At 73.3% G+C, this 24,599-nt stretch carries 23 protein-coding genes; 12 read left to right on the forward strand and 11 right to left on the reverse strand.

Going from position 1 to position 24,599, the window contains the following annotated elements; genetic code table 11:
* Positions 1-20 precede the first annotated feature (20 nt).
* Positions 21-827, forward strand: a complete 807-nt coding sequence (locus tag ACGF3J_RS30015) for an ABC transporter ATP-binding protein (RefSeq protein WP_161328371.1) — start codon at positions 21-23, stop codon at positions 825-827.
* On the opposite strand, the gene ACGF3J_RS30020 is transcribed toward ACGF3J_RS30015, so the two are convergent.
* From ACGF3J_RS30020 to ACGF3J_RS30050, 7 genes are all read right to left on the reverse strand, one after another.
* On the reverse strand, positions 821-1,495 hold the full coding sequence (locus ACGF3J_RS30020; RefSeq protein ID WP_393855175.1) for a GntR family transcriptional regulator: 675 nt from the start codon (positions 1,493-1,495) through the stop codon (positions 821-823). The genes ACGF3J_RS30015 and ACGF3J_RS30020 overlap by 7 nt on opposite strands.
* Complete coding sequence (locus ACGF3J_RS30025) at positions 1,492-2,493, reverse strand: proline racemase family protein (RefSeq protein ID WP_393855176.1); 1,002 nt, start codon at positions 2,491-2,493, stop codon at positions 1,492-1,494. The genes ACGF3J_RS30020 and ACGF3J_RS30025 overlap by 4 nt, the downstream gene beginning before the upstream one ends.
* Positions 2,494-2,517: 24 nt before the next feature.
* Complete coding sequence (locus tag ACGF3J_RS30030; protein ID WP_393855177.1) at positions 2,518-3,408, reverse strand: dihydrodipicolinate synthase family protein; 891 nt, start codon at positions 3,406-3,408, stop codon at positions 2,518-2,520.
* A complete protein-coding gene (locus ACGF3J_RS30035; protein WP_393855178.1) occupies positions 3,405-4,934 on the reverse strand; it encodes an FAD-dependent oxidoreductase in 1,530 nt (509 codons plus the stop codon). The genes ACGF3J_RS30030 and ACGF3J_RS30035 overlap by 4 nt, the downstream gene beginning before the upstream one ends.
* Positions 4,924-5,223 carry a (2Fe-2S)-binding protein gene (locus ACGF3J_RS30040; protein WP_393855179.1) on the reverse strand — a complete coding sequence of 100 codons (300 nt, stop codon included), beginning with the start codon at positions 5,221-5,223 and terminating at the stop codon, positions 4,924-4,926. The genes ACGF3J_RS30035 and ACGF3J_RS30040 overlap by 11 nt, the downstream gene beginning before the upstream one ends.
* Positions 5,220-6,371 carry an NAD(P)/FAD-dependent oxidoreductase gene (locus ACGF3J_RS30045; RefSeq protein ID WP_393855180.1) on the reverse strand — a complete coding sequence of 384 codons (1,152 nt, stop codon included), beginning with the start codon at positions 6,369-6,371 and terminating at the stop codon, positions 5,220-5,222. The genes ACGF3J_RS30040 and ACGF3J_RS30045 overlap by 4 nt, the downstream gene beginning before the upstream one ends.
* 62 nt (positions 6,372-6,433) lie before the next feature.
* Positions 6,434-7,096 (reverse strand): hypothetical protein, encoded by a 663-nt coding sequence (locus tag ACGF3J_RS30050; RefSeq protein ID WP_161328364.1) that lies wholly within the window; start codon positions 7,094-7,096, stop codon positions 6,434-6,436.
* Positions 7,097-7,327: 231 nt separating this feature from the next.
* Here ACGF3J_RS30050 and ACGF3J_RS30055 point away from each other — a divergent pair, with 231 nt between their 5' ends.
* From ACGF3J_RS30055 to ACGF3J_RS30065, 3 genes are all read left to right on the forward strand, one after another.
* Positions 7,328-7,984 carry a helix-turn-helix transcriptional regulator gene (locus ACGF3J_RS30055; RefSeq protein WP_161328379.1) on the forward strand — a complete coding sequence of 219 codons (657 nt, stop codon included), beginning with the start codon at positions 7,328-7,330 and terminating at the stop codon, positions 7,982-7,984.
* 43 nt (positions 7,985-8,027) lie between these two features.
* On the forward strand, positions 8,028-8,567 hold the full coding sequence (locus tag ACGF3J_RS30060) for a toxin-antitoxin system, toxin component (RefSeq protein WP_202557985.1): 540 nt from the start codon (positions 8,028-8,030) through the stop codon (positions 8,565-8,567).
* 139 nt (positions 8,568-8,706) lie between these two features.
* Complete coding sequence (locus ACGF3J_RS30065) at positions 8,707-8,946, forward strand: hypothetical protein (protein ID WP_386930769.1); 240 nt, start codon at positions 8,707-8,709, stop codon at positions 8,944-8,946.
* Between the two features lie 7 nt (positions 8,947-8,953).
* Here ACGF3J_RS30065 and ACGF3J_RS30070 read toward each other — a convergent pair whose 3' ends face one another.
* Positions 8,954-9,634 (reverse strand): 4'-phosphopantetheinyl transferase, encoded by a 681-nt coding sequence (locus ACGF3J_RS30070; protein WP_161328377.1) that lies wholly within the window; start codon positions 9,632-9,634, stop codon positions 8,954-8,956.
* Between the two features lie 8 nt (positions 9,635-9,642).
* The gene (locus ACGF3J_RS30075) at positions 9,643-10,512 is read right to left on the reverse strand and encodes a metallophosphoesterase (RefSeq protein WP_161328362.1); all 870 of its coding nucleotides are present in this window, start codon (positions 10,510-10,512) and stop codon (positions 9,643-9,645) included.
* A 251-nt stretch (positions 10,513-10,763) separates the two neighbouring features.
* Between ACGF3J_RS30075 and ACGF3J_RS30080 the strand changes: the two genes are divergently transcribed.
* Positions 10,764-11,927 (forward strand): ATP-grasp domain-containing protein, encoded by a 1,164-nt coding sequence (locus ACGF3J_RS30080; RefSeq protein ID WP_393855181.1) that lies wholly within the window; start codon positions 10,764-10,766, stop codon positions 11,925-11,927.
* A gap of 246 nt (positions 11,928-12,173) precedes the next feature.
* On the opposite strand, the gene ACGF3J_RS30085 is transcribed toward ACGF3J_RS30080, so the two are convergent.
* Positions 12,174-13,145 (reverse strand): hypothetical protein, encoded by a 972-nt coding sequence (locus ACGF3J_RS30085; protein WP_393855182.1) that lies wholly within the window; start codon positions 13,143-13,145, stop codon positions 12,174-12,176.
* 191 nt (positions 13,146-13,336) lie between these two features.
* Between ACGF3J_RS30085 and ACGF3J_RS30090 the strand changes: the two genes are divergently transcribed.
* Positions 13,337-14,164 (forward strand): IclR family transcriptional regulator, encoded by an 828-nt coding sequence (locus ACGF3J_RS30090; RefSeq protein ID WP_161329764.1) that lies wholly within the window; start codon positions 13,337-13,339, stop codon positions 14,162-14,164.
* A gap of 216 nt (positions 14,165-14,380) precedes the next feature.
* Positions 14,381-15,781: a glycoside hydrolase family 16 protein gene (locus ACGF3J_RS30095; protein ID WP_161329763.1), complete on the forward strand. Its 1,401-nt coding sequence runs from the start codon at positions 14,381-14,383 to the stop codon at positions 15,779-15,781.
* A 103-nt stretch (positions 15,782-15,884) separates the two neighbouring features.
* Here ACGF3J_RS30095 and ACGF3J_RS30100 read toward each other — a convergent pair whose 3' ends face one another.
* Positions 15,885-16,805, reverse strand: a complete 921-nt coding sequence (locus tag ACGF3J_RS30100; protein ID WP_393855183.1) for an AraC family transcriptional regulator — start codon at positions 16,803-16,805, stop codon at positions 15,885-15,887.
* A 157-nt stretch (positions 16,806-16,962) separates the two neighbouring features.
* On the opposite strand from ACGF3J_RS30100, the gene tkt reads away from it, so the two are divergent.
* The 5 genes from tkt to pgi are packed head-to-tail and all read left to right on the forward strand — an operon-like array spanning position 16,963 to position 24,598.
* Positions 16,963-19,047, forward strand: coding sequence for a transketolase (gene tkt, locus ACGF3J_RS30105; RefSeq protein WP_393855184.1), 2,085 nt, complete (start codon positions 16,963-16,965; stop codon positions 19,045-19,047).
* Positions 19,048-19,100: 53 nt separating this feature from the next.
* Positions 19,101-20,246, forward strand: coding sequence for a transaldolase (tal, locus tag ACGF3J_RS30110; protein ID WP_161329760.1), 1,146 nt, complete (start codon positions 19,101-19,103; stop codon positions 20,244-20,246).
* Positions 20,243-22,021: a glucose-6-phosphate dehydrogenase gene (zwf, locus tag ACGF3J_RS30115; protein ID WP_393855185.1), complete on the forward strand. Its 1,779-nt coding sequence runs from the start codon at positions 20,243-20,245 to the stop codon at positions 22,019-22,021. The genes tal and zwf overlap by 4 nt, the downstream gene beginning before the upstream one ends.
* Entirely contained in the window at positions 22,018-22,953 is a 936-nt protein-coding gene (gene opcA, locus ACGF3J_RS30120; protein WP_161326341.1) for a glucose-6-phosphate dehydrogenase assembly protein OpcA, read from the forward strand. The genes zwf and opcA overlap by 4 nt, the downstream gene beginning before the upstream one ends.
* The gene (gene pgi, locus ACGF3J_RS30125) at positions 22,946-24,598 is read left to right on the forward strand and encodes a glucose-6-phosphate isomerase (RefSeq protein WP_393855186.1); all 1,653 of its coding nucleotides are present in this window, start codon (positions 22,946-22,948) and stop codon (positions 24,596-24,598) included. The genes opcA and pgi overlap by 8 nt, the downstream gene beginning before the upstream one ends.
* Position 24,599: the final 1 nt, after the last annotated feature.

A 24,599-nucleotide genomic window follows, 5' to 3' on the forward strand; every position in this document is an offset into this window, starting at 1 on the left:
GTCTGTCGAAAGGACGGTCCATGCTCGACGTACGCGGCCTGAAGAAGGTGTACGAGGGATCGGGGCGGCGTGTGGAGGCGGTGCGCGACCTGACCTTCACCGTGGCGGCGGGGGAACTGGTCTGTCTGGTCGGCCCGTCGGGCTGCGGCAAGACGACGCTGCTGAAGTGCGTGGGCGGGCTGCTCGAACCGACGGCCGGGGAGGTGTTCCTGGCGGGCCGGAGGGTGGACGGCCCGCCGCCCGGAATGGCGTTCGTCTTCCAGGAGTACGGGCGCAGCCTCTTCCCGTGGATGCGGGTCGGCGAGAACGTCGAACTGCCCCTGAGACAGAAGGACCTGGGCAGGGCGCGGCGCCGGGAACTGGTCGCGGACGCGCTGGCCTCGGTCGGCCTCGCAGACGCCGCCGGGGCCTACCCCTGGCAGCTCTCCGGCGGCATGCAGCAGCGGGTGGCCATCGCGCGGGCGCTGGCGTACGAGCCCGGGGTGCTGCTGATGGACGAGCCGTTCGCGGCGGTCGACGCGCAGACCCGTGCCGACCTGGAGGACCTGGTGCGAGGGCTGTGGCGGGAGCGCGGGATCACCGTCCTGTTCGTCACCCACGACATCGACGAGGCCGTCTACCTGGGCGAACGGGTGGTGGTGCTGTCCGCCTCCCCCACGGTCGTGCGCGAGCAGCTCGAGGTCGACCTGCCGGCCGAGCGGGACCAGGTGCACACCCGGGTCGCGCCCCGCTTCGCCGAGCTGCGCACCCATGTGTACGAGCAGATCCAGGCGGCGAAACGGGGGACGCCCCCTCCCGTGAAGACCGACGCGCCGCCGCCTCACTGACCCGGGGCCGTCCACAGACCTCGTACGTGTCCCAGGTGCCGTGTCATCACCGCGCGCACGGCCTGCTCGTCACGGGCGAGCAGCGCGTCGAGGATCTCCAGGTGCTCCTCCGCCGACGCCTGGAGCCGCCCCTGTTCCACCAGCGCCGTCAGCCCGTAGAGCCGGGAGCGGCGGCGCAGGTCCCGTACGACCTCCACCAGGTGGGCGTTGCCCGCGAGCGCCAGCAGGCCCAGGTGGAAGCGGAGGTCGGCGTCGACGTAGGCGATGAGGTCACCGGCCAGTGCGGAGGTGACGATCTCCTCGGCGACGGGGCGCAGTGCCTCGAGGGCGACGGTGTCGGCGGTGGTGGCGAGCCCGGCCGTGGTCGGGATCTCGATCAGCGAGCGGATGTGGGTGTACTCGTCGAGCTGCCGTTCGGAGACGGCGGTGACCCGGAACCCCTTGTTGGGCACGGTGTCGACCAGGCCCTCCCGGACCAGGTCGAGCATCGCCTCGCGGACGGGGGTGGCGGAGACACCGAAGCGGGCGGCGAGGCCGGGCGCCGAGTAGACCTCGCCGGGGCGCAGTTCGCCCGCGATCAGGGCGGCGCGCAGCGCCTCGACGACCCGCTCCCGGTGGCTGGGCTTGCGGCCGCCGAGGACGGGCAGCGCGGGACCGGACGCGCTCACAGCACGAACCCCGCCGGGAAGGGGTCCTCGGGGTCCAGCAGGTACTGGGCGGTGCCGGTGATCCAGGCGCGGCCCGCGAAGCTGGGCAGGACGGCGGGGATGCCGGCGACCTCGGTGGTGCCGAGCAGCCGGCCGGTGAACCGGGTGCCGATGAAGGACTCGTTCACGAACTCGGTGTGCGTGGGGAGTTCACCCCGAGCGTGCAGCTGGGCCATGCGGGCGCTGGTGCCGGTGCCGCAGGGCGAGCGGTCGAACCAGCCGGGGTGGATCACCATGGCGTGGCGGGAGTGGCGGGCGGTGGAGTCGGGTGCGGTCACCTGGACATGGTGGCAGCCGTGGATGGACGGGTCTTCGGGGTGTACGGGTTCGCCCTCGGCGTTGACCGCCGCCATCAGGGACAGACCGGCGGCGAGGATGTCGTCCTTGCGGGACCGGTCGAAGGGCAGTCCGAGCCGTTCCAGCGGCAGGATCGCGTAGAAGTTCCCGCCGTAGGCGAGGTCGTACGTCACCGTCCGGCCGTCGGGCAGGGTCACCTCGCGGTCGAGGCCGACGGCGAAGGACGGCACGTTCCGCAGGGTCACCGCCCTGGCCGCGCCGCCCTCCACCGCGACCTCGGCGACGACGACCCCGGCGGGGGTGTCGAGGCGGATGGCGGTGACGGGTTCGACGACCTCGACCATGCCGGTCTCCACCAGGACGGTCGCCACACCGATGGTGCCGTGGCCGCACATGGGGAGGTAGCCGGAGACCTCGATGTAGACGACGCCCCAGTCGCAGTCGCTCCGGGTGGGCGGCTGGAGGATCGCACCGCTCATGGCGGCGTGCCCGCGCGGCTCGTTCATCAGCAACCGCTTGACGTCGTCCCGGTGTTCGCGGAAGTACAGCCGCCGTTCGTTCATGGTCGCGCCGGGGACGGTGCCGATGCCGCCGGTGATCACCCGGGTGGGCATGCCCTCGGTGTGCGAGTCGACGGCGTGCAGGACGAGCTTGCTGCGCATGATGCTCCCTTCCTCGCGCTCTTGCTACGCCAGTCCGGCCGCGAGGGCCTTCTCGGTGGCGGCGCGGACGGCGGCCTCCTGGGCGGGCAGCAGGGGCACGCGGGGTGGACGGCAGGGGCCGCCCCGGCGTCCGGCCAGGTCCATGGAGACCTTGATGGCCTGGACGAACTCGACCTTCGAGTCCCAGCGCAGCAGGGGGTGCAGCTGCCGGTAGAGCGGCTCGGCCGTGGCCAGGTCGCCGGCGACGGCCGAGCGGTACAGCTCGACGCAGGCGGCGGGCAGCGCGTTGGGGAATCCGGCGATCCATCCCTTCGCCCCGGCGACCGCCAGCTCCAGCAGGACGTCGTCGGCGCCGACCAGCAGGTCCAGGTCGGGGGCGAGTTCGGCGATGCGGTAGGCCCGGCGGACGTCGCCGGAGAACTCCTTCACCCCGTGGACGTGTCCCTCGCCGTGCAGTCGGGCCAGCAGCTCGGGCACCAGGTCGACCTTGGTGTCGATGGGGTTGTTGTAGGCGACCACCGGCAGACCGGTCCGGGCGACCTCGGCGTAGTGCGCGAGGACGGAACGCTCGTCGGCCCGGTAGGCGTTGGGCGGCAGCAGCATCACCGCCCCGCAGCCCGCCTCGCCCGCCTGCTCGGCCCAGCGGCGGGCCTCGGCGGACCCGTAGGCGGCGACGCCGGGCATGACGCGCTGACCGCCGACCGCGGCGACGGCGGTCTCAACGACCCGGGCGCGCTCCTCCGGGGTGAGCACCTGGTACTCGCCGAGGGAGCCGTTGGGGACCACGCCGTCGCAGCCGTTGGCGACGAGCCAGGCGCAGTGCTCGGCGTAGGCGTCGTAGTCGACGGAGAGGTCGTCGTGGAGCGGGAGCGCGGTGGCTACGAGGACGCCGCGCCAGGGACGGTGGTCGGTCATGAGGTTCCTCTCTTGGGCTGCTGGGGGTCTTCTTCTCGCGGGTCGGGGTTCTCGTCTCGCGGGTCGGGGTTCTCGTCTCGCGGGTCGGGGTTCTCGTCTCGCGGGTCGGGGGTCTCCTCTCGCGGCTCGGGGGTCTCCTCTCGCGGCTCGGGGGTCTCGTCTCGCGGTCCGGGTTCCGGGCGGGCGAGGACGCCCAGTGGTACGGGGCGGGCGAAGACGCGCCGGGAGGGCGCGGGTTCGCATCCGGCGAGGCCCGCGACGGCGGCGCCGCACATCCGGCCCTGGCACCAGCCCATCCCGGCCCGGGTCAGCAGCTTCACGGTGCGGACGTCGCCCGCGCCCAGCTCGTCGACGGCCTCGCGGACGGCACCGGCGGTGACCTCCTCGCAGCGGCAGACGAGCGTGTCGTCGGTGATCTGCCCGGTCCAGGCGGCGGGTGGGGTGAAGGCGGCGGCGAGGGCGTCCGCGGACCGCCGCAGCCGGGCGCGGGCGCCGGCGGCCTGCGCCCATCCGGCGGGGTCGGGCTCGGTGCCGCGCAGCCGGGCGGCGACCGAACGCCCGGCGATGTGTCCCTCGGCGAGCGCGAGTTCGGCGCCGCCGACACCGGTGGCCTCCCCCGCCGCCCACACCCCGGGGACGCTGGTGCGCTGCTCGGCGTCGACGGCCACCGTCGGCCCGTCCGGGCGGCAGCCGAGCCCGTCGGCGAGGTCGGTGTGCGGGAGCATGCCGTGGCCGACGGCCAGGGTGTCGCAGGGCAGGTACCGTCCGGTGCCGCGCCGCACGCGTCCGTCGGTGTCGAGGGCGGCGACGGTGACACCGGTGAGGCGGTCGTCGCCGTGGGCGCGGACGACGGTGTGCCGGGTGCGGGGGCGGACGCGGTGGCGCAGCAGCCGGGCCGCGTATCCGGCGGCCTCGGGGAACTTGCCGGCCAGGTCGCGGGCCTGCCGGGCGACGTGGCGCGGGCCGGCCGACTCCACGAGCGCCGCGACCCGCACGCCTGCCGCCGCGAGGCCGGTGGCCACGGGCAGCAGCAGCGGCCCGGTCCCGGCGACGACGGCGGTCGCTCCGGGCACCACGAGGCCGCCCTTGAGCATGGCCTGGGCGCCGCCTGCCGTGACGACCCCGGGAAGTGTCCAGCCGGGGAAGGGCAGGACGTGTTCGTAGCCGCCGGTGGCGAGCAGCACCGCGTCGGCGCGCACGGCGACCGGCTCCTCCTGCTCGGGGCCGAGCAGCGCGTGCACGGTGAAGGTGGCGGGCCCCGGCTCCACGTACCAGACGTGATGGTCCGGCAGGACGCGCACGCCGCTGGTGGCGAGTCCGTCCCGGAGCCGCTCCCAGGTGCGCCACTGGTGGTGCAGCGCCCGTGGCCGACGCGCGTCCAGTGCGGCGGCGGGCTGCCGGAAGTACTGCCCGCCCGGCCCGTCCGCGCCGTCCAGGACGGTGACCCGCACCCCTCGCGCGTCCGCGGCCAGCGCCGCGGCGAGTCCGGCCGGACCCGCACCGACCACCACGAGTTCAGTCCGCATGGCCCGTGCCCTCCTGGGTGCGGATCACGTCGCCGGGCCGCGCCGGCACCAGGCAGGCCCGCTGGTTCGGGCGGTCGTTGACGGTGACCAGGCAGTCGAAGCACACCCCGATCCCGCAGAACACCCCGCGCGGGCGGCCCGCCCCCCGCGTGGTGCGCCAGGAGGTAACGCCGGCCGCCCAGAGCACGGCGGCGACGGTCCGGCCGGGCAGCGCCTCGGTCCGCCTGCCGTCGACGGTGACCGTGAAGAGGGGCGCGGGCCGCGCCCGGACCAGCCGCAGTGGATTCACCGGACCTCCTCGGGAAAGCGGTCGGGGCGGAACGGGGCGAGGTCGAGGGCGGGCCGCGCGCCGCTCAGCAGCCCGGCGATCAGGTGCCCGGTGCCGGTGGACAGGCCGATGCCGGCGCCCTCGTGCCCGCACGCGTGGTAGAGGCCGCGCACTCTGGGGTCCGCGCCGATGGCCGGCAGGTGGTCGGGCAGGTAGGGCCGGAACCCGGCGTAGGCGCGCAGGGCCCGCACCCGTGCGAGGAAGGGGAAGAGGCGGGTCGCGCCGGAGGCCAGGGCCCGCAGCGCGGGGAGGGAGACGGAGCGGTCGAAGCCGACCCGCTCCCGGCTGGCGCCGATGAGCACCGGCCCGGCGGCGGTCCCCTCGACCACCGGTGAGGTCTGCAGGGCCGCCGAGTCGCTGGCCACGTCGGCGACGTAGTCCGCCGCGTACACCTTGTGCCGCACCCGGGGCGGCAGGGGTTCGGTGACGAGGACGTAGCCGCGCCGGGGCAGGACCGGCAGCCGTACGCCCGCCAGCGCGGCCACTTCGCCGCCCCACGGCCCGGCCGCGTTCACGACCGCCGGGGCGTGCAGTGCGCCCCGGTCGGTGCGCACCCCGCGCACCGCGCCGTCCGGGGCGTGCAGGAAGCCGGTCACCGTGCGGCCGGTGTGCAGCCGGGCGCCGGACGCCCGCAGCAGGTGGGCGGCGGCCAGGGCGGGCATGACCTGGGCGTCCTGCGGATAGTGCACGGCGCCCGCCAGGCCGGGGGCGAGGTGGGGTTCGAGGTCGGGCAGCCGGTCGGCGGACACGGACACCGCCTCCACCCCGGCCGCCCGCTGCCCCGCGGCGAACGTCTCCAGGCCGGCCAGCGCCTCGGGGGTGGGGGCGACGACGACTCCGCCCTTGGGCTCGTACTCGACCTCCCGGCCCAGTTCCCCGGCCAGCGCGGTCCACAGGCGGGCGGAGAGCAGGGCGAGGTCCAGCTCGGGGCCGGGCTCCTTGTCCGAGACGAGGAGGTTGCCCTCCCCCGCTCCGGTGGTGCCGCCGGCCACGTGGCCACGGTCCACCACGATCACGTCGAGCCCCTCGCGGGCGGCGTACAAGGCACAGGCCGCGCCCACCATCCCGGCTCCGACCACTACGACATCGCAGGTCAGCGACTCCGTCACGTCAGTACTATGTCACACACCACACTGTCTGGGAACAGTGCCGCGGGCGGCCGTACCGCCGTTCACTCGGCTACGGGGACGACCCTGAGGTGGGAGGCGCCGGTGCGGCGGGCGCGCTGCGGACGGTGCGGGGTGCGGCGCGGCTCGCGCAGGACGAGCGTCAGCCGGGTGTACCCCAACTCCTCCAGTGCCGGGGGCGTTTCGACCACGACCCGGCACTCGGTGGTGCCGCGGCGCGGGTCGGGGTGGTGCAGCGGCCGTACGGCACCGTCGTGTTCGACCGCCCGGGCGCCGACGGCGCGGATCCAGTGGGGCAGGCCCTGGCGGTAGGCGGCCTCCATGATCGGGTCCTGGGCGATGTCGCGGCGCACCGCCTGGAGGCCGGGGTCGTGGCCGTACCGCTCCAGGGTGGCGGCGAAGTGCGCCAGCATGGGCAGGCACCAGCTCGACTCGTGCTCACCGAGCACCTCGGCGGCGTCCGGGTGGAACAGCACGAAGCGTAGGAAGTTGTCGTCCGGCATGGCCGTCGGGTGCGGTCCGGCGCCCCGGAAGAGTGTCCGGAAGGCGCCGTTGGCCAGCACCACGTCCCAGCGGTGGTCGACGACGAGAGAAGGGAAGGGCACGGCGTCCAGGAGGGCGGTGTAGTCCTGGAGATACGCCTGGGTCTCGGGGGTCGCGGGGCCGGGCGGCGGCGCCGGCCGCTGCCCTCCTGCCTGAAATGCCATCGGGAGGTCACCCCTCTTGCCTATGCGGCCTTCTCGCGGCGTCCCGATCCTGGTGCCCCGACGCGAGGCGTGTCAACTATCGTGGCATTTCGTGCCTGTTGACGGCTGAAATAGGCCACAGTTGTGGCGAGACCTGGATGTGAGTTCGAGCGGCAGGCTACTCTCCGGGAGTTCACGGCAACCGCTTGTGAGAAGCCTGTGAGGCCTGTGAGAGACATAGGGGAGCTGTCGGTGACGGGTGGCTTCGAGGATCCGGGCGCCATGCCGGCCACCGCGCCGGCCGCCGTAGTCGCCCGGGTCGCCGCGCTCGCGGACCGGCTCGGCGTGCCGCACGCCGAGGTCTTCGACGTCGGCCGGCTGTCGGCGGCCTCCGGCGTCCCCGAGCCCGTGGTCGGTGCCCTGCTCGGCGGGCGGCCCGCGGGTGAGCCCGATGTGCAGACGCGCTTCCTGCAACGGCTCGACCTGCTGCGCCGCACCCGGCTGAAGCCGAACGGCCGCAGGTACACCCAGCAGGAGATCGCCGACGGCGCCGGCATGTCGCGGCAGCAGGCGGGCGCGCTCATCAACGGCGACCGGCGGCCGACCATGGAGCACTGCGACGCCCTGCAGCGCTTCTTCCGGGTGCACGCCGGGTTCCTCACGGCCGAGGACTCCGAGGCGCTCGTGGGCGCCCTCCAGCACACCGAGCAGGAGTTGCTCCAGCAGCTCGCCGACCGGGAGCGGAGGGCGGCGGCCGTCGCCGACGACCCGCTGGAGCGGCTGCTGCAGGACCACGGGGTGCGCGGCATCGCCTGGCGCGCCGCCCAACTGCCCACCGACCAGCACCGCGACAAGGTCGCCGAGTGGCTGGACATGCTCCTGGAGAGCGTCAAGCGGCCCGAGTCGTGAGCCCGTCGTGAGCGTGGGGAGAACCGTGGGCATCGGCAAGGGGATGCGCCGCCTGTGCGGCGAACTGGTCGAGGAGCTGGCCCTGACGGCACCCGCGCGGCCCACCGAGCTGTACGCGGCCCTGTGCGAGGCGATGAGCCGGCGACGGGGCCGTCCCGTGGTGTTCCGCATGGCCGCCTTTCCTCCCGGGACCGCCAGCGGACTGTGGCTCGACATGGCCGACCGGGACCTGGTCGTGGTTGAGGAACGCACCGCTCCGGAACACCAGTTGGTGATCCTCGGGCATGAGCTGTGGCACATGAAGGCCGGGCACCGCGGCCACCACGTCGAGGGCGCCGCGGTGGCGGCCCGGCTGCTGGACGGGGACGGCGCGGACCGGGACGAGGAGGCGCTGCGGGCCACCGTGCGCGCGGTCGCCGCCCGCTCCCACTTCGACCTCGCCGAGGAGAAGGAGGCGGAGGCCTTCGGTCTGCTGCTCGCCAGCAAGTGCCGGACGTGGCTCGCCGGTTCGGCGCTGCGCGGACCGGTGCAGCGGGACCATCTGGCGGGGCGGATCGGCGCGTCGCTCGGCTACCTGGGCTGACGGCCCCCGAGCGGGCGGTGCCGGCCGGTGCGCGGGGCGCGGTTCGGCGGGATTGTCAGTGGTGGACGGCAAGCTGGAAGGGTGCCACCGCCGTGCGGGGGCACGTGACCGCCGACGTCGTTGTGGGGAGAGCCGGGCGATGACCACCGCCACCGTACTGACCGACCACGAGCGCGCCGCCGTGCAGGCCTATCTTCGCCTCCTGCACACGGTGCGGGCCGGCTTCGACACCGCGTCGGGACCGCCCGGCGCCGCCCGCCCGCCGATCGTCCCGCCCTCGGTACTCGCCGAGGCGGACCGGGCCCTGGAGGCGGCGGGCCTCACGGGGAACGAGGAGGAGTTCTTCCGGCTGCTGAGAAGCTGGTGCCCCCGCCCCTGACGCCCCGTCAGGCGTGCGGCACCGTGACCGCCGAGGCGACCAGGCCGTCGCGGGCGTTCCAGTGGCCGTCGAAGTGGGTCAGGCGCCGCCCGCCCACGGTCGGGCCGGGCACGAGGAGGGCGGCGCGCAGGGTGCCTCGGCGCGGATCGGCCGGGTCCACCGTCAGCTCGATGTCCGCCTCCGAGAAGTCCAGCCACAGCCCGGTGAGGGGGAACCACGCCTTGTAGACCGACTCCTTGGCGCTGAACAGCAGCCGGTCCCAGTGGATGCCGGGCCGCTGCTCCGTCAGCAGCCGCAGCCGCTCCACCTCGGCGGGCAGCGCCACACCCTCCAGGACGCCCTCCGGGAGGGGCCCGTCGGGTTCGGCGTCGATGCCGAGGGAGGCCAGGTCGGTGAGGCGGACCAGGGCGGCGGCGCAGTAGCCGTCGCAGTGAGTCATGCTCCCGGTCAGGCCGGCCGGCCAGCGCGGCGCACCGCGTTCCCCGGTCAGCACGGGCTGCGGGGGCACGCCGAGCTTCTCCATGGCCCGGCGCGCGCAGGACCGGACCACGGTGTACTCGCGCCGCCGCTTGGCGACCGCCCGTGCGATCAGCGGCTCCTCCTCCGGGAGGAGCGGGAGGTGCCCGGTGTCGTCGAGGCCGCGCGCCTCCACGGCCACGACCGTGTCGGGCAGCAGTTCCTCGATCAGGGGAGCGGTCAAGGGGACGCCTCCTCGGACGCCGGCGACGGCAGGATGCGGCGCAGCTGTCCCGGCGGGCCGGTCCGCTCCCGCCACTCGCGCGGATAGCCCACCGAGACCTCCTCGAAGCGGACGCCCTCGTGCCAGGTGGTCCGCGGGATGTGCAGATGCCCGTAGACCATGGTGGCGACCCGGAACCTGCGGTGCCAGTCGGCGGTCCGGTCGGTGCCGCACCACATGGCGAACTCGGGGTACCACAGGACGTCGGTGGGGTGACGGTCCAAGGGGTAGTGGTTGACGAGGACCGTCGGCAGTTCCGCCGGGAGCGCGGCCAGTCTGCGCTCGGTGTCCGCGACCCGCGCCCGGCACCAGGCCTCGCGGCTCGGGTACGGGTCGGGGTGCAGCAGGAACTCGTCGTTGCAGACCACGCCGGTGCCGTGCGCGTACGCCAGCCCCTCTTCCATGGTGGCGCACCCGTCGGGCAGGAACGAGTAGTCGTAGAGCAGGAACAGCGGTGCGACGACCGCCGGTCCGCCCGCTCCCTCCCACACTGGGTAGGGATCCTCGGGTGTGGTCACGCCCAGCTCTCGGCACACCTCGACCAGGTGCTCGTAGCGCGCGACGCCGCGGAGGGTGACCGGGTCCTTGGGATGCGTCCACAGTTCGTGGTTGCCGGGGGCCCAGACGACCCGGCGGAAGCGGTCCGCGAGGGTGCCGAGGGCCCAGCGGATGTCGGCGACAGTCTCCGCGACGTCACCGGCGACCAGGAGCCAGTCGTCGTCGGAGCCGGGCCGCATCTTCTCGACCAGCGCCCGGTTCTCCGCGTATCCGACGTGCAGGTCGCTGATGGCCCACAGCTGCCCCCGGCCACCGGACGTCGACGTCATCCCCCACCCCTTCGGCGTGCGCGTTTGCACGCCACGAGATCACATCCCCCACGCCGTCACAAGAGCGGCCCGCGCCGGCCCGGAGCATCCGTGTGACGCTCGTTGCGCTCGGGGGCGCGGGTACCCCTATGATCGCCCCAACACCACGGCCACGACTCTCCCTTCACGCAGAGCGGCCCCGGTGTCCCTCCACTCCCCTGGCCGGGCACGGCCCGCTTCGCCCTGCCCGCGAACCCCGAAAGGCGGCTTGCATGGTTTCTCCCGTACGCGTCTGGCTCAACCGTACGTACGCGGAGAACGTCTTCTTCATGGATCAGCTGCGCAGAAATCCCGCCGACCGGGCCGTCGAGATCCATGCCACGCACGGCGACCCGGACTCCCCGGTGCTGGCCGCCGCGGACACCGCCGACCTGGAGCCGGAGGGTCTGTCCCCGGCCGGTTACGTCGAGTACGCCCTGGCCCAGTGCGCGCGACGCGGCATCGACGTGTTCGTGCCCCGGCTGCACCAGTCCGCGATCGTGGCCCACCGCGCCGAGTTCGAGGCCGCCGGTACGGCACTGCTCGCGCCGCCCCCGGAGGCGGTGGCGGTCTTCCAGGACAAGGTGATCGCCTACGAGGCGGTCCGCGCGATCGGCGTGCCGGTGCCGCCGTGGTGGCGGGTCCGCACGGCCGACGAACTCGTCGTCGCGGTGGAGGAGCTGGAGGCGCACGGTCACCGGGCGTGCTTCAAGCCGGCCTCCGGCGCGGGCGGCGTGGGCTTCCGGATGGTCACCCGGGACTCCTTCTCCCTCGCGCACCTGAACGGGTTTCCGAGCCCGTCCGTTCCGCTGCCGCTGGTCCTCGAGGCGCTGCGGGCGGCCGAGGAGCCGGTCGACTGGCTGGTGATGCCGCGGCTCGAACAGCCGGAGGTGTCGGTGGACTGCCTCACCGGACCCGACAACCGGGTGCGGCTCGCGATCGGCCGGACCAAGAACGGCCGCCGCCGCGGTTTCACCCTCCACGAGCAGTGGCTGGCGCCCGCGCGGCGGATCGCGGAGGCCTTCGGGCTGCACCACCTGTCCAACGTGCAGTTCCGGATGTACGGGGACCGGCCGGTGCTGATGGACGTCAACACCCGTCCGGCCGGCGGGCTGCACCAACTGGCGCTGTGCGGGATCAACGTGCCGTGGGCGGCCGTCCGGCTGGCCCTGGGCGACGACCCGGGCGAGCTGGAGCCGCCCTTCCTGGGCCAGGACTACTCGGTGGTGTCCGGCCCGCGTCCCCTGCGACCGGTGTCGCTGCCCACGCAGCGCACGGACCTCACCACCGGGCCGGCCCAGCCGCCCGCCCCGGTGGCCCCGGTCCCGCTCGCGGCGCGGTCCGCCCGCCCACTGGACGTCTCGGCACCGGACCCGGCCGCGGGGGCTCCGGCGTAGGGGGCCTGCCTCGGGTACGCCCGCATGGGGCGTACCCGCGGTGCGGCCGTCGACGAGGGGTGCGGGGCTGAGGGGCCCCGCCACCTCGTGTGAGAGTCGGCATCGGGGTCGAGGACCGACCGGGTGCCGCTGTTGCGGACGGAGGATCGGGATGCCGAGCCGGCTCGCACAGAGCCGGCGCCACGTTCTCGTAGCCGCCGCGCCGGAAGGGTCGTCGGCCTCGCGTTTGCCCGCCCCCGGCCAGGATTACGACGCCGGCGATCCGCGGTGCAAGACGTACCGGTCGAGTGAGTCAGGGTCGCCGATCCAGTAGAAGAGGGTGGGCTCTTCCTCGGTGCCGCCGAACTGCCAGCCGATGCCCTCGACACAGCCGCTGCCAGTGAGGTCGAGCTGGGGGGTTCCGGACGGCGATTCGCTCCGCGCCCACGAGCCGGAGCCACTGCACTGCTCGGGTGCTCCCCCGCCCGACGCCGCCTCCGCTGTGGGGACGCCCAGATCGTCGGCCACGGCGGTGCCGTCCGCCCGGAGGGCGAGGGTGCCGCCCTGGTCGTCGGTCCAGGTACCGACGAGCTTCGCGGCGGTGGGCCGTGGCGGCTCGTATCCCTGGATCAGGCCGGTCCCGTAGGCCACCAGGCCACCAACGAGGACCGCCGCCGGCAACGTCACTCCGCAGACGGACACCACCCCGGCCAGACCAAACCGCCGACCGGTGCCGCGCATGACGGTCACGGCCCGTGCGCACAGGACGGCGGGCACCAGGCCGAGGAAAGCCGCGACAAGAACCAGCGGGAGCACCGTCCAACCGCCGCCGAGCAGCCCCGTCGGAACCCCGGAGCACACGGCGGCCACCGTGGCGAACACCCCGCAGGCGGCCAGAGACCGGCGCACCGTCTCCGGCCGCCCAGTCCTGCGGGCTGACCGGCGCGCCAGCCGCACGACCGGCAGGACGACCGCCGCCGAGCCGACCATCCCCGCCAGGCCGAGCGCGGCCACGCCGACCACGGCCACGAGGAGATACCCGACGTAGGCCGGGAAGCCGGCCGCGAAATAGTGCTCGTCCCGCAAGCCCGCCAGGAAGTAGAGGACCAGCGCGAGCGCGCCCTCCGCCGACAGCGTCACCGCCCCGGTCAGCCACGCGGCCGTCCAGCCCGCGCCGCCGACCCGCTCCGGCCCCGCGGGAGCCGTCGCTCCCTGTCTCCCCACCGTCAAGTGCGCCATTCCCGCCCCTTCCCCCAGATGTCGGCTTCATCATGCACCTGTCCAGCAGGGCGGCCGCAGCAGGGGTGCGTCCCTCCCGTGCGCGCCCTGGAGCCGGATACGCCGCCGAGGCCTGTCCTCCCCCCGGCGGGCCCCGTACGCTCGGCTCCGCGCCCCTCCCCCTTCCCCTCCCTTCCGGAGGACGCCCGGCCATGACCGCCCTCCCCCGCTCCCAGCCCCGTCCGGGCGAGTACACCCTCACCGCTCCCGAACGACTGCTCTCCGTGCTGGCCGCCTTCGATCACGAGCACCCGGCGCTGTCCCTGACGGAGATCAGCCGCCGGGCCGGACTGAGTCTGACCACCGCGCACCGACTGGTACGCGCCCTGACCCGGTGGGGCGCGCTGGAGCGGGACGCGTCTGGCGTCTACCACGTGGGCCTGCGGCTGTGGGAGGTCGCCGCGCTCGCCCCGCGCGGCCTCGCGCTGCGGCAGGTCGCGCTGCCGTACCTGGAGGACCTGTACGAGGCGACGCACGAGAACGTGCAGCTCGCGGTGCGGGACGGCGGTGAGGTCGTCTACATCGAGTGGCTGGCCGGACGTTCGTCGGTCGGCGTGCACATCCGCGTCGGCGCCCGCTGGCCGCTGCACGCCACCGGGGTCGGACTCGCCCTGCTCGCGCATGGCGAACCGGAGTTCCAGGAGGCGTACCGCGCGGGACCGCTCGCCTCCTTCACGCCGTACACGATCACCGACCCGGGGCTGCTGCGCCGGGTGCTGGCGGAGGTGCGGCGCACCGGCGCGGCGGTGAGCGACCGTCAGATCACCGACGATGCGCTGTCGGTGGCCGCTCCCCTGTACGGCGCGGACGGGACCGTCACCGCGGCCGTCTCGGTCGTCGTACCGCACGCCGGCGCCCGGGTGCCGACGCTCGTCCCGGCGGTGCGGGTGGCGGCGCGGGGGATCTCCCGGGCGCTGGGGTGGCGTCCGGAAGCCGGGGCGGGGGGCCGTGGTACGGAGGGTCCCGCACGGTCCTCGTGACCCGGGCGCGCCCCGCGCGGTTGCACGCATTCGCGAGGTTCGCGACGTTCACGAGCTGAACTCCCCTGCTCGTCAGGGACTTTCTCGGCTTCACCTCTTGACGGCGGCGGCGGTCGAGAGCACATTGGCCGCACTCTGAGAGCGCTCTCAAGCTCCGTCCCCAGGAGCGCGCTCGGGCGTACCGCTTCCCACTCCCGCACCTGAGAGGCGACCCCCATGAGAGAGACCTCCGGCAACCCGCCCAGACGTCGGCCGCTGCGCCGGGCGCTGGTGGCCGTCGTCGGCACCCTCGCCCTCGCGGCGACCGCGACCGCGGTGACGGGCCCGTCCGCGAACGCGACGGTCCCGCCGCCCCCGTCCGGCTGGACCCAGGTCTTCGCCGACGACTTCGACGGCGCGGCCGGCTCCGGCGTGAACACCTCCAACTGGCAGTACGCGACCGGCACCTCGTACCCCGGCGGCCCCGCCAACTGGGGCACCGGCGAGATCGAGACGATGACGTCGTCCACCAGCAACGTGTCGCTGGACGGCGGCGGCAACCTGCGCATCACCCCGCGCCGCGACGCCGCCGGCAACTGGACCTCCGGCCGCATCGAGACCAGGCGGGCCGACTTCGAACCCCCGGCCGGCGGCAAGCTGCGGGTGGAGGCCCGCATCCAGGTCCCGAACGTCACCGGGGCCGCGGCCAAGGGCTACTGGCCCGCGTTCTGGATGCTGGGCGGCCCCTACCGCGGCAACTACTGGAACTGGCCCGCGGTCGGCGAGATCGACATCCTCGAGAACACCCAGGGCCTCAACACCGTCTGGTCCACGATGCACTGCGGCACCTCGCCGGGCGGCCCCTGCAACGAGACCAGCGGCATCGGCGGCAGCACCGCCTGTCCCGGCGCCACCTGCCAGGCGGCCTTCCACACCTACCGGGTGGAGTGGGACCGCTCGACGAGCGTGGAGGAGATCCGCTTCTACGTCGACGGCAACAACTTCCACACCGTCCGTGCCAACCAGGTCGACGCGACGACGTGGGCGAACGCCACCGACCACGGCTACTTCATCATCCTCAACGTGGCGATGGGCGGCGGCTTCCCGGACGCCTTCGGCGGCGGCCCGGACGCCGGCACCCAGCCCGGCCACTCCATGCTCGTGGACTACGTCCAGGTGCTGTCGGCCGGCGGGGGCGGCACCACACCCCCGCCGTCCGGCGGCGGCCGCGACGCCTACAGCGCCGTCGAGGCCGAGTCGTACGACGCCCAGTCCGGCACCATGACCGAGGGCAGTTCGGACGCGGGCGGCGGTCGCAACCTCGGCGCCCTCGCCAACGGGGACTGGGTCCAGTACAAGGGCGTGAACTTCGGTTCGACGCCGGCCACGCAGTTCAAGGCCCGGGTGGCGAGCGGCGCTCCGGCCGGTGTCAGCGGTCTGGTGGAGGTGCGCCTGGACAGCAGGACCGGCACGCCGGTCGGCAGCTTCGCCGTGGGCAACACGGGCGGCTGGCAGTCGTGGCGCACGATTCCGGCGAACATCGGGTCGGTGACGGGCACCCACGACGTGTATCTGACGTTCACCAGCGGCCAGCCCGCCGACTTCGTGAACGTGAACTGGTTCAGCTTCGGCCGCTGAGCCGCGAGCGGCCCGGCCACAAGCCCCCCGCAGGAGGGCGAAGGGGCTCCACGCACCGTGGGGCCCCTTCGTCGTGCGTAGGCCGGCGCCGGCGACCGGCCGCTCAGCGCAGCTCGGCGCGGAAGGCCGCCGGCGTCTGGTCGGTGTGCTGCTGGAAGAACTTGGAGAAGTTCGCCGCGTCCGGGAAGCCGACCGCCGCGCCGACCCGGCCGATCGGCATCTCGGTGTGGGCGAGGAGCCGTCTGGCCTCCAGGACCACGCGCTTGTCGATGAACCCCTTGGGCGTCTCGCCGGTGGCCGCGCGCACCGCGCGGACCAGGGTGCGGCGGGAGTAACCGAGCGCGTCGGCGTAGGCGCTGACGCTGTGATTGGTGGCGAAGCCCCGCTCGACCGCCTCGCGGAACAGGGTGAAGGTCGTGTCCCACGGCGTGTCCGCCCGTCCCTCGCGGGCCGCCTGGGCGGAGCTGACGGCCAGATGCGCCAGGCGGAGCAGGAACGCGGAGAGCGTGTGGCGCAGCACCGCGGTGTGCAGGCTGAGCGGCAGGGTCGTCGCGTCCTCGTACTCGCGCCGCAGTTGGCCGAGGGCGGCGGTCAGGCCGGCCAGCCGCGCCTCGTCGGGGCGGAGCAGCGGGGGCAGGTCGTATCGGTAGAGGCCGGTGGCCTCCACGGTGGCGCGTGGCAGGAAGCCGGGCTGCATGGTCAGCACGGTTCCGCGGTACTCGCTGTCCGGCGAGAAGCGGTGGACCTGTCCGGGCCGGATCCACAGCAGATCGCCGACCGTGGCCTCGTACTCGGTGAAGTCGATCATGTGCCGGACCGGGCCGCCGGTGAAGAGCATGACGACGTGGAAGTCGATGCGGTGGACACGGTGCAGCGGGGCGTGCGCGTGCCAGGTGCGGCCCGCGCCCATGGGACCGATCTGCATACCGACGCCGAGGAGGCTGAGATCGACCGGGAAGGGAAACGTTCTGATCCCGTCGCCGCCACTGCCGTCGGCGCCGTCTTGACTGTTTTCGTCCGCCATGTCCTTCTCGTGCCGTCCCGCCCGTGCACCCCGGGGCCGGGGCGTGTCCCAGTTTCACCACAGGCTGGCACAGGACGACCTTCCCTCTCAAAAGTCAGACTTTTAAGTTTGAACGCGTCAGGCCAGTTCTCTCGCTCCGATCGAGGATTTCTTGAAGATGAGCACGCAGACAGCGGACAGCGCGGACCGCTTCGCATGGACCGAACTCGACCGGCGTGCCGTCGACACCGCCCGCGTCCTGGCGGCCGATGCGGTGCAGAAGGTCGGGAACGGACACCCGGGCACGGCGATGGCGCTGGCCCCGGCGGCTTACACGATCTTTCAGAAGGTGATGCGGCACGACCCCGCCGACCCGGAGTGGACCGGCCGTGACCGCTTCGTCCTCTCCCCCGGCCACACGTCCCTGACCCTCTACACCCAGCTCTACCTCGCCGGGTACGAGGTCGAGCTGGACGACCTCAGGGCCTTCCGCACGCACGGGTCCAAGACACCCGGCCACCCCGAGTACGGGCACACCGCGGGCGTGGAGACGACGACCGGACCGCTCGGCCAGGGCGTGGCCAACGCGGTCGGCATGGCGATGGCCGCCCGCTACGAGCGCGGCCTCTTCGACCCCGCGGCGCCCGCGGGCGAGTCCCCCTTCGACCACACCGTCTGGGCGATCGTCTCCGACGGCGACCTCCAGGAGGGCGTCTCCGCCGAGGCGTCTTCGCTCGCCGGGCACCAGCGGCTCGGCAACCTCGTCCTCCTCTACGACGACAACCACATCTCCATCGAGGGCGACACGGCGACCGCGTTCTCCGAGGACGTGCTCAAGCGGTACGAGGCCTACGGCTGGCACGTGCACCGCGTCCGGCCCGCCGAGAACGGCGACGTCGACGTGCGCGCGCTGTACGAGGCACTCACCGCGGCGCGGGCCGAGACCCGGCGGCCGTCCATCATCGCCATGCGCACCGTCATCGCCTGGCCCGCCCCGAACGCGCAGAACACCGAGGCCTCCCACGGCTCCGCCCTCGGCGCGGACGAGGTCGCCGCCACCAAGCGCGTCCTCGGCTTCGACCCGGAGCGGTCCTTCGAGGTCGCGGACGAGGTCCTGGCCCACACCCGCGAAGCCCTGGACCGGGGCGCCGAGGCGCACGCCGCCTGGGACAAGCGGATCGCCACGTGGCGCGGCGAGCAGCCGGAACGTGCCGCGCTGTTCGACCGCGTGGTCGCCGGCCGGCTGCCCGACGGCTGGGAGGACGCCCTGCCGGTGTTCGAGACCGGCAGGTCCGTCGCCACCCGCGCCGCGTCCGGGAAGGTGCTCCAGGCGCTCGGCCCGGTGCTGCCCGAGCTGTGGGGCGGCTCCGCCGACCTGGCCGGGTCGAACAACACGACGATCGACAAGACGTCGTCCTTCCTCCCCGAGGGCAACCCCCTCCCCCAGGCCGACCCGTACGGCCGCACGATCCACTTCGGCATCCGCGAGTTCTCGATGGCCGCGGAGATGAACGGCATTGCGCTGCACGGCAACACCCGCGTGTACGGCGGCACCTTCCTGGTCTTCTCCGACTACATGCGCAACGCGGTGCGCATGTCCGCGCTGATGCAGCTGCCGGTGACCTACGTGTGGACGCACGACTCCGTCGGCCTGGGCGAGGACGGCCCCACCCACCAGCCGGTCGAGCACCTGGCCGCGCTGCGCGCCATCCCCGGTCTGAACGTCGTCCGCCCGGCCGACGCCAACGAGACCGCGACCGCCTGGGGCGAGATCCTCCGGCGCCACTCCACCCACCCGGCCCCGCACGGCCTCGCCCTGACCCGCCAGGGCGTGCCGGTGTACGAGCCCAACCCGGACGCGGCGCGCGGCGGCTATGTCCTCGCCGAGGCGTCCACCGGCACCCCTGACGTCGTCCTGATCGCCACCGGGTCCGAGGTCCGGCTCGCCGTGGCCGCGCGGGAGGCGCTGGAGGCGGAGGGCACGCCCACCCGGGTGGTGTCCATGCCGTCCGTCGAGTGGTTCGAGGAGCAGCCGCGCGCGTACCGCGAGGGCGTGCTGCCGCCGTCCGTACGGGCCCGGGTGGCCGTGGAGGCCGGGATCGGCCTCACCTGGCACCGCTACGTGGGGGACGCGGGCCGCATCGTCTCCCTGGAGCACTTCGGCGCCTCCGCCGACGCCGAGACCCTGTTCACCGAGTTCGGCTTCACCGCCGGCCATGTGGCCGACGCTGCCAGGGAATCCCTGGCCGCCGCCCGCGGCTGAGCCGACCGGAGCCCACCCCGATCCGGGCCCCGGCCCGATCGCAGAAAGAGAAGATGATCACTGTGACCGAAGCAACCGCTACCGCGGGAGCACTCAAGCGCCTGGCCGACCAGGGCGTCTCCGTCTGGCTGGACGACCTGTCGCGGCGGCGGATCGAGTCCGGCAACCTCGCCGAGCTGATCAGGACGAAGAACGTCGTCGGCGTGACCACCAACCCCTCGATCTTCCAGGCCGCCATCGGCTCCGGCGAGGGCTACGAGGAGCAGCTGGCCGACCTGGCGACCCGCGGCGTCACCGTCGACGAGGCGGTCCGCATGATGACCACCGCCGACGTCCGCGCCGCCGCCGACGTGCTGCGCGAGGTGTACGACGCGACCGGCGGCCGGGACGGCCGGGTCTCCATCGAGGTCGACCCGCGCCTGGCCCACGACACGCGGGCCACGATCGCCGAGGCCCGCCAGCTGGCCTGGCTGGTCGACCGCCCCAACGTGATGATCAAGATACCGGCGACCAGGGCCGGCCTCCCGGCGATCACCGAGGTCATCGGCGCCGGGATCAGCGTCAACGTCACGCTGATCTTCTCCCTGGAGCGCTACGGCGAGGTCATGGACGCCTACCTCGCCGGTCTGGAGAAGGCGCGGGCGGCCGGCCTCGACCTCTCGGGCATTCACTCCGTCGCCTCCTTCTTCGTCTCCCGCGTCGACAGCGAGATCGACAAGCGCCTGACGCTGCTGGGCACCGAGGAGGCCCTCGCCCTGCGGGGGAAGGCGGCGCTGGCCAACGCGCGACTGGCCTACGAGGCGTACGAGAACGTCTTCGCGGGGGACCGCTTCACCGCGCTGGCCGGAGCCCGCGCCAACCCCCAGCGTCCCCTGTGGGCGTCGACCGGGGTGAAGGACCCGGCATTCCGGGACACCCTGTACGTGGAGGAGCTGGTCGCTCCCGGCACCGTGAACACGATGCCGGAGGCCACCCTGGACGCCGCCGCCGATCACGGCGACGTCCGGGGCGACACGGTCACCGGCGGGTACGCCCAGGCCAGGGCGGATCTCGCGGCCGTGGAGCGGCTCGGTGTCCCGTACGACGAGGTGGTGGAGCAGTTGGAGCGGGAGGGCGTGGCCAAGTTCGAGGACGCCTGGCAGGACCTGCTCGGTGCCGTGACGAAGTCCCTCGACAGCAAGGGAGTTGACGGGGAATGAGCGAGGAGCTTCCCGCTACGACGGTCCACGAGACCAAGGCGACGAAGGAAGCCAAGGAGGCCCGCACGGCCCGGGAGGCCGCGGGGCCGCTGCACGCCGAGGAGGCCGAGGAGTCCAAGGCCGCCGGGGCGGCGAAGGCGGCCGGGCCGGCCAAGGCACCGCGGAGCGCGAAGAAGACCGGGCCGGCCCGCGCCGCCAAGGGGGCGAGGGCGAAAGCGGCGGACGCGAAGGCCGTCACGCCCGAGACACCGCTCGACTGGAGCAACCCCCTGCGCGATCCGCAGGACCGCCGTCTCCCCCGTATCGCCGGCCCCTCCGGACTGGTCATCTTCGGCGTCACCGGCGACCTCTCGCGCCGCAAGCTGATGCCGGCCGTGTACGACCTGGCCAACCGCGGCCTGCTGCCACCCGGCTTCTCGCTGGTCGGCTTCGCCCGCCGGGACTGGGAGGACCAGGACTTCGCCGAGGTCGTGCACGACGCGGTCAAGGAGCACGCCCGGACGCCGTTCCGCGAGGAGGTCTGGCAGCAGCTCTCCGAGGGCATGCGGTTCATCCCCGGCGACTTCGACGACGACGACGCGTTCGAACAGCTGCGCAAGGCCGTGGCCGACCTGGACGCCTCCCGCGGCACCAGCGGCAACTACGCCTTCTACCTCTCGGTGCCGCCGAAGTTCTTCCCGAAGGTCGTCCAGCAGCTCAAGAAGCACGGACTGACCGACGCCCCGGAGGGCTCCTGGCGGCGCGCGGTGATCGAGAAGCCGTTCGGGCACGACCTGGACAGCGCCCGCGACCTGAATGCGCTGGTGCACGAGGTCTTCGACCCGGAACAGGTCTTCCGCATCGACCACTACCTGGGCAAGGAGACCGTCCAGAACATCCTGGCGCTGCGCTTCGCCAACCAGATGTACGAGCCGATCTGGAACCGGTCCTACGTCGACCACGTGCAGATCACGATGGCCGAGGACATCGGCATCGGCGGCCGGGCCGGCTACTACGACGGCATCGGCGCCGCCCGCGACGTCATCCAGAACCACCTCCTCCAGCTGATGGCGCTCACCGCGATGGAGGAGCCCGCCTCCTTCGACGCGGCGTCGCTGCTCACCGAGAAGCTGAAGGTGCTGAAGGCGGTACGGCTGCCGGAGGACCTCGGCGACCACACGGTGCGCGGACAGTACGCGGGCGGCTGGCAGGGCGGCGCGCAGGTGCCGGGCTACCTGGAGGAGGACGGCATCGACCCCGCCTCCACCACCGACACCTACGCGGCGATCAAGCTGGGCGTCGACAACCGCCGCTGGGCGGGCGTCCCGTTCTACCTGCGCACCGGCAAGCGGCTGGGCCGCCGCGTCACGGAGATCGCGGTCGTCTTCCAGCGGGCCCCGCACTCCCCCTTCGACTCCACCGCGACGGAGGAGCTGGGCGAGAACGCGATCGTCATCCGCGTCCAGCCGGACGAGGGCATGACGGTGCGCTTCGGCTCCAAGGTGCCGGGCACGTCGATGGAGATCCGGGACGTGTCCATGGACTTCGCGTACGGCGAGTCCTTCACGGAGTCCAGCCCGGAGGCGTACGAACGGCTGATCCTGGACGTCCTTCTGGGCGACGCCAACCTGTTCCCGCGCCACCAGGAAGTGGAAGAGTCCTGGCGGATCCTCGACCCGATCGAGGAGTACTGGGACACGCACGGCAGGCCCGCCCAGTACGACTCGGGCGGCTGGGGACCGCGGGAAGCCGACGAGATGCTCGCACGAGACGGACGGAGCTGGCGCAGGCCATGAGGATCGACCTGACCGACACCACGGCAAGCAAGGTCAACAAGGCGCTGGTGCAGGGCCGCCGGGCCATCGGCACCCCGGCCGTGGGCATGGTGCTCACGCTGGTCATCGTCACCGACGAGGAGAACGCCTACGACGCGATCAAGGCGGCCGAGGAGGCCTCGCACGAGCACCCCTCGCGCACCCTGGTCGTCATCAAGCGCCACCCCCGCAACCTGCGCGACCGCACCCGCTCGCACCTCGACGCCGAGGTCCGGGTCGGCTCCGAGGCCGGCACCGGTGAGACCGTCGTGCTGCGCATGTACGGGGAGGTGTCCGAGCACGCCGACTCGGTCGTGCTGCCGCTGCTGCTGCCGGACGCCCCCGTCGTCGTGTGGTGGCCGGTGGACGCGCCGGACGACCCGGCGGGCGACCCGCTGGGGGCGCTGGCGCAGCGCAGGATCACCGACCTGTACGCGGTCGAGCGGCCGATGGAGGTCCTCGCCCGCCGGGTCCGCTGCTACGCGCCCGGCGACACCGACCTCGCCTGGACCCGGCTGACCCTGTGGCGGTCCATGCTGGCCGCGGCGCTGGACCAGGCCCGGGTGCCGGTGACCTCGGCGGTGGTGGAGGCCGAGGCGGACAACCCGGCGGCCGAGCTGCTGGCCCGCTGGCTGGAGGCACGCCTCGGCGTCACCGTCGATCGCGTGGTCACCGACGGACCGGTGGTCACGGCCGTCCGGCTCGGCACCGCGAACGGCGAGATCGTCATCGACCGCCCGGAGGGTCCGCTCGCCACGATGACCCTGCCCGGTCAGCCCCCGCGCTCCCTCGCCCTGAAGGTGCGCGCCACCTCCGAACTGATCGCCGAGGAGCTCAGGCGCCTCGACGCCGACGAGATGTACGCCATCGCCCTGCGCGGCGAGGCCGGCAAGGAGACCCCCGTCCATGTCTGACTCCCCGAAGCTCAACCGGCGCCCCGAGTGGACCGCGCTCGCGGACCACCGCACGGACGCCATGTCGCGACCGGACCTGCGCGAGCTGTTCGCCGCCGACCCGGGGCGCGCGGAGCGGTACGTCGTGCGCGTCGGCGACCTGCGCATCGACTACTCGAAGCACCTCGTCACCGACGAGACCCTGGCGCTGCTCCAGGACCTGGCCGCGGCCACCGGCGTGTTCGGGCTGCGCGACGCCATGTTCCGCGGCGAGCGGATCAACATCACCGAGGACCGGGCGGTCCTGCACACCGCGCTGCGCGCCCCGCGGGACGCGGTGGTCGAGGTGGACGGCGAGAACGTCGTGCCGAAGGTGCACGCCGTCCTCGACAGGATGGCCGCCTTCTCCGACAGGGTGCGTTCGGGCGAGTGGACCGGTCACAGCGGCCGGCGCATCCGCAACGTCGTCAACATCGGCATCGGCGGCTCCGACCTCGGTCCGGCGATGGCGTACGAGGCGCTGCGGGCCTTCACCGACCGCTCGCTGACCTTCCGGTTCGTGTCCAACGTGGACGGCGCCGACCTGCACGAGGCGGTGCGGGACCTGGACCCGGCCGAGACGCTGTTCATCGTGGCGTCCAAGACGTTCACCACGATCGAGACGATCACGAACGCGACCTCGGCGCGCTCCTGGCTGCTCGACGCGTTCGACGGTGACGAGAAGGCGGTCGCGAAGCACTTCGTGGCGCTGTCGACGAACGCGGAGAAGGTCTCCGGGTTCGGCATCGACACGGCCAACATGTTCGAGTTCTGGGACTGGGTCGGCGGCCGGTACTCCTACGACTCGGCGATCGGGCTGTCCCTGATGATCGCCATCGGCCCGGACCGCTTCCGGGAGATGCTCGACGGCTTCCGCATCGTCGACGAGCACTTCCAGAACGCCGAGGCCCCGGCCAACGCGCCGCTGCTCCTCGGCCTGCTGGGCGTCTGGTACGGCAACTTCCTCGACGCGCAGTCGCACGCGGTGCTGCCGTACTCGCACTACCTGTCGAAGTTCACCGCCTACCTCCAGCAGCTCGACATGGAGTCCAACGGCAAGTCCGTGGACCGCGAGGGCCGCGAGGTGGAGTGGCAGACCGGGCCGGTGGTCTGGGGCACGCCCGGCACCAACGGGCAGCACGCCTACTACCAGCTGATCCACCAGGGCACCAAGCTCATCCCGGCGGACTTCATCGGCTTCGCCGAGCCGGTCGGCGAGCTGAGCGACGGGCTGAAGGCCCAGCACGACCTGCTGATGGCCAACTTCTTCGCCCAGACCCAGGCCCTCGCCTTCGGCAAGACGGCCGACGAGGTGCGCGCCGAGGGAGTGCCCGAGGAGCTGGTCCCGCACAAGACGTTCCGCGGCAACCACCCCACCACCACCGTCCTGGCCACCGAGCTGACCCCGTCCGTCCTCGGCCAGCTGATCGCGCTCTACGAGCACAAGGTGTTCGTGCAGGGCGCCGTCTGGAACATCGACTCCTTCGACCAGTGGGGCGTCGAACTCGGCAAGGTGCTCGCCAAGCGCGTCGAACCCGCCCTGACCGAGGGGGCGGACGTACCCGGCCTCGATCCGTCCACGGCCGCGCTGGTGGCCGCCTACCGCGAACTGAAGGAAGTGCACTGAC

This window comes from Streptomyces sp. NPDC048171 (assembly GCF_043202655.1).
In the GTDB taxonomy this organism is placed as follows: Bacteria; Actinomycetota; Actinomycetes; order Streptomycetales; family Streptomycetaceae; genus Streptomyces.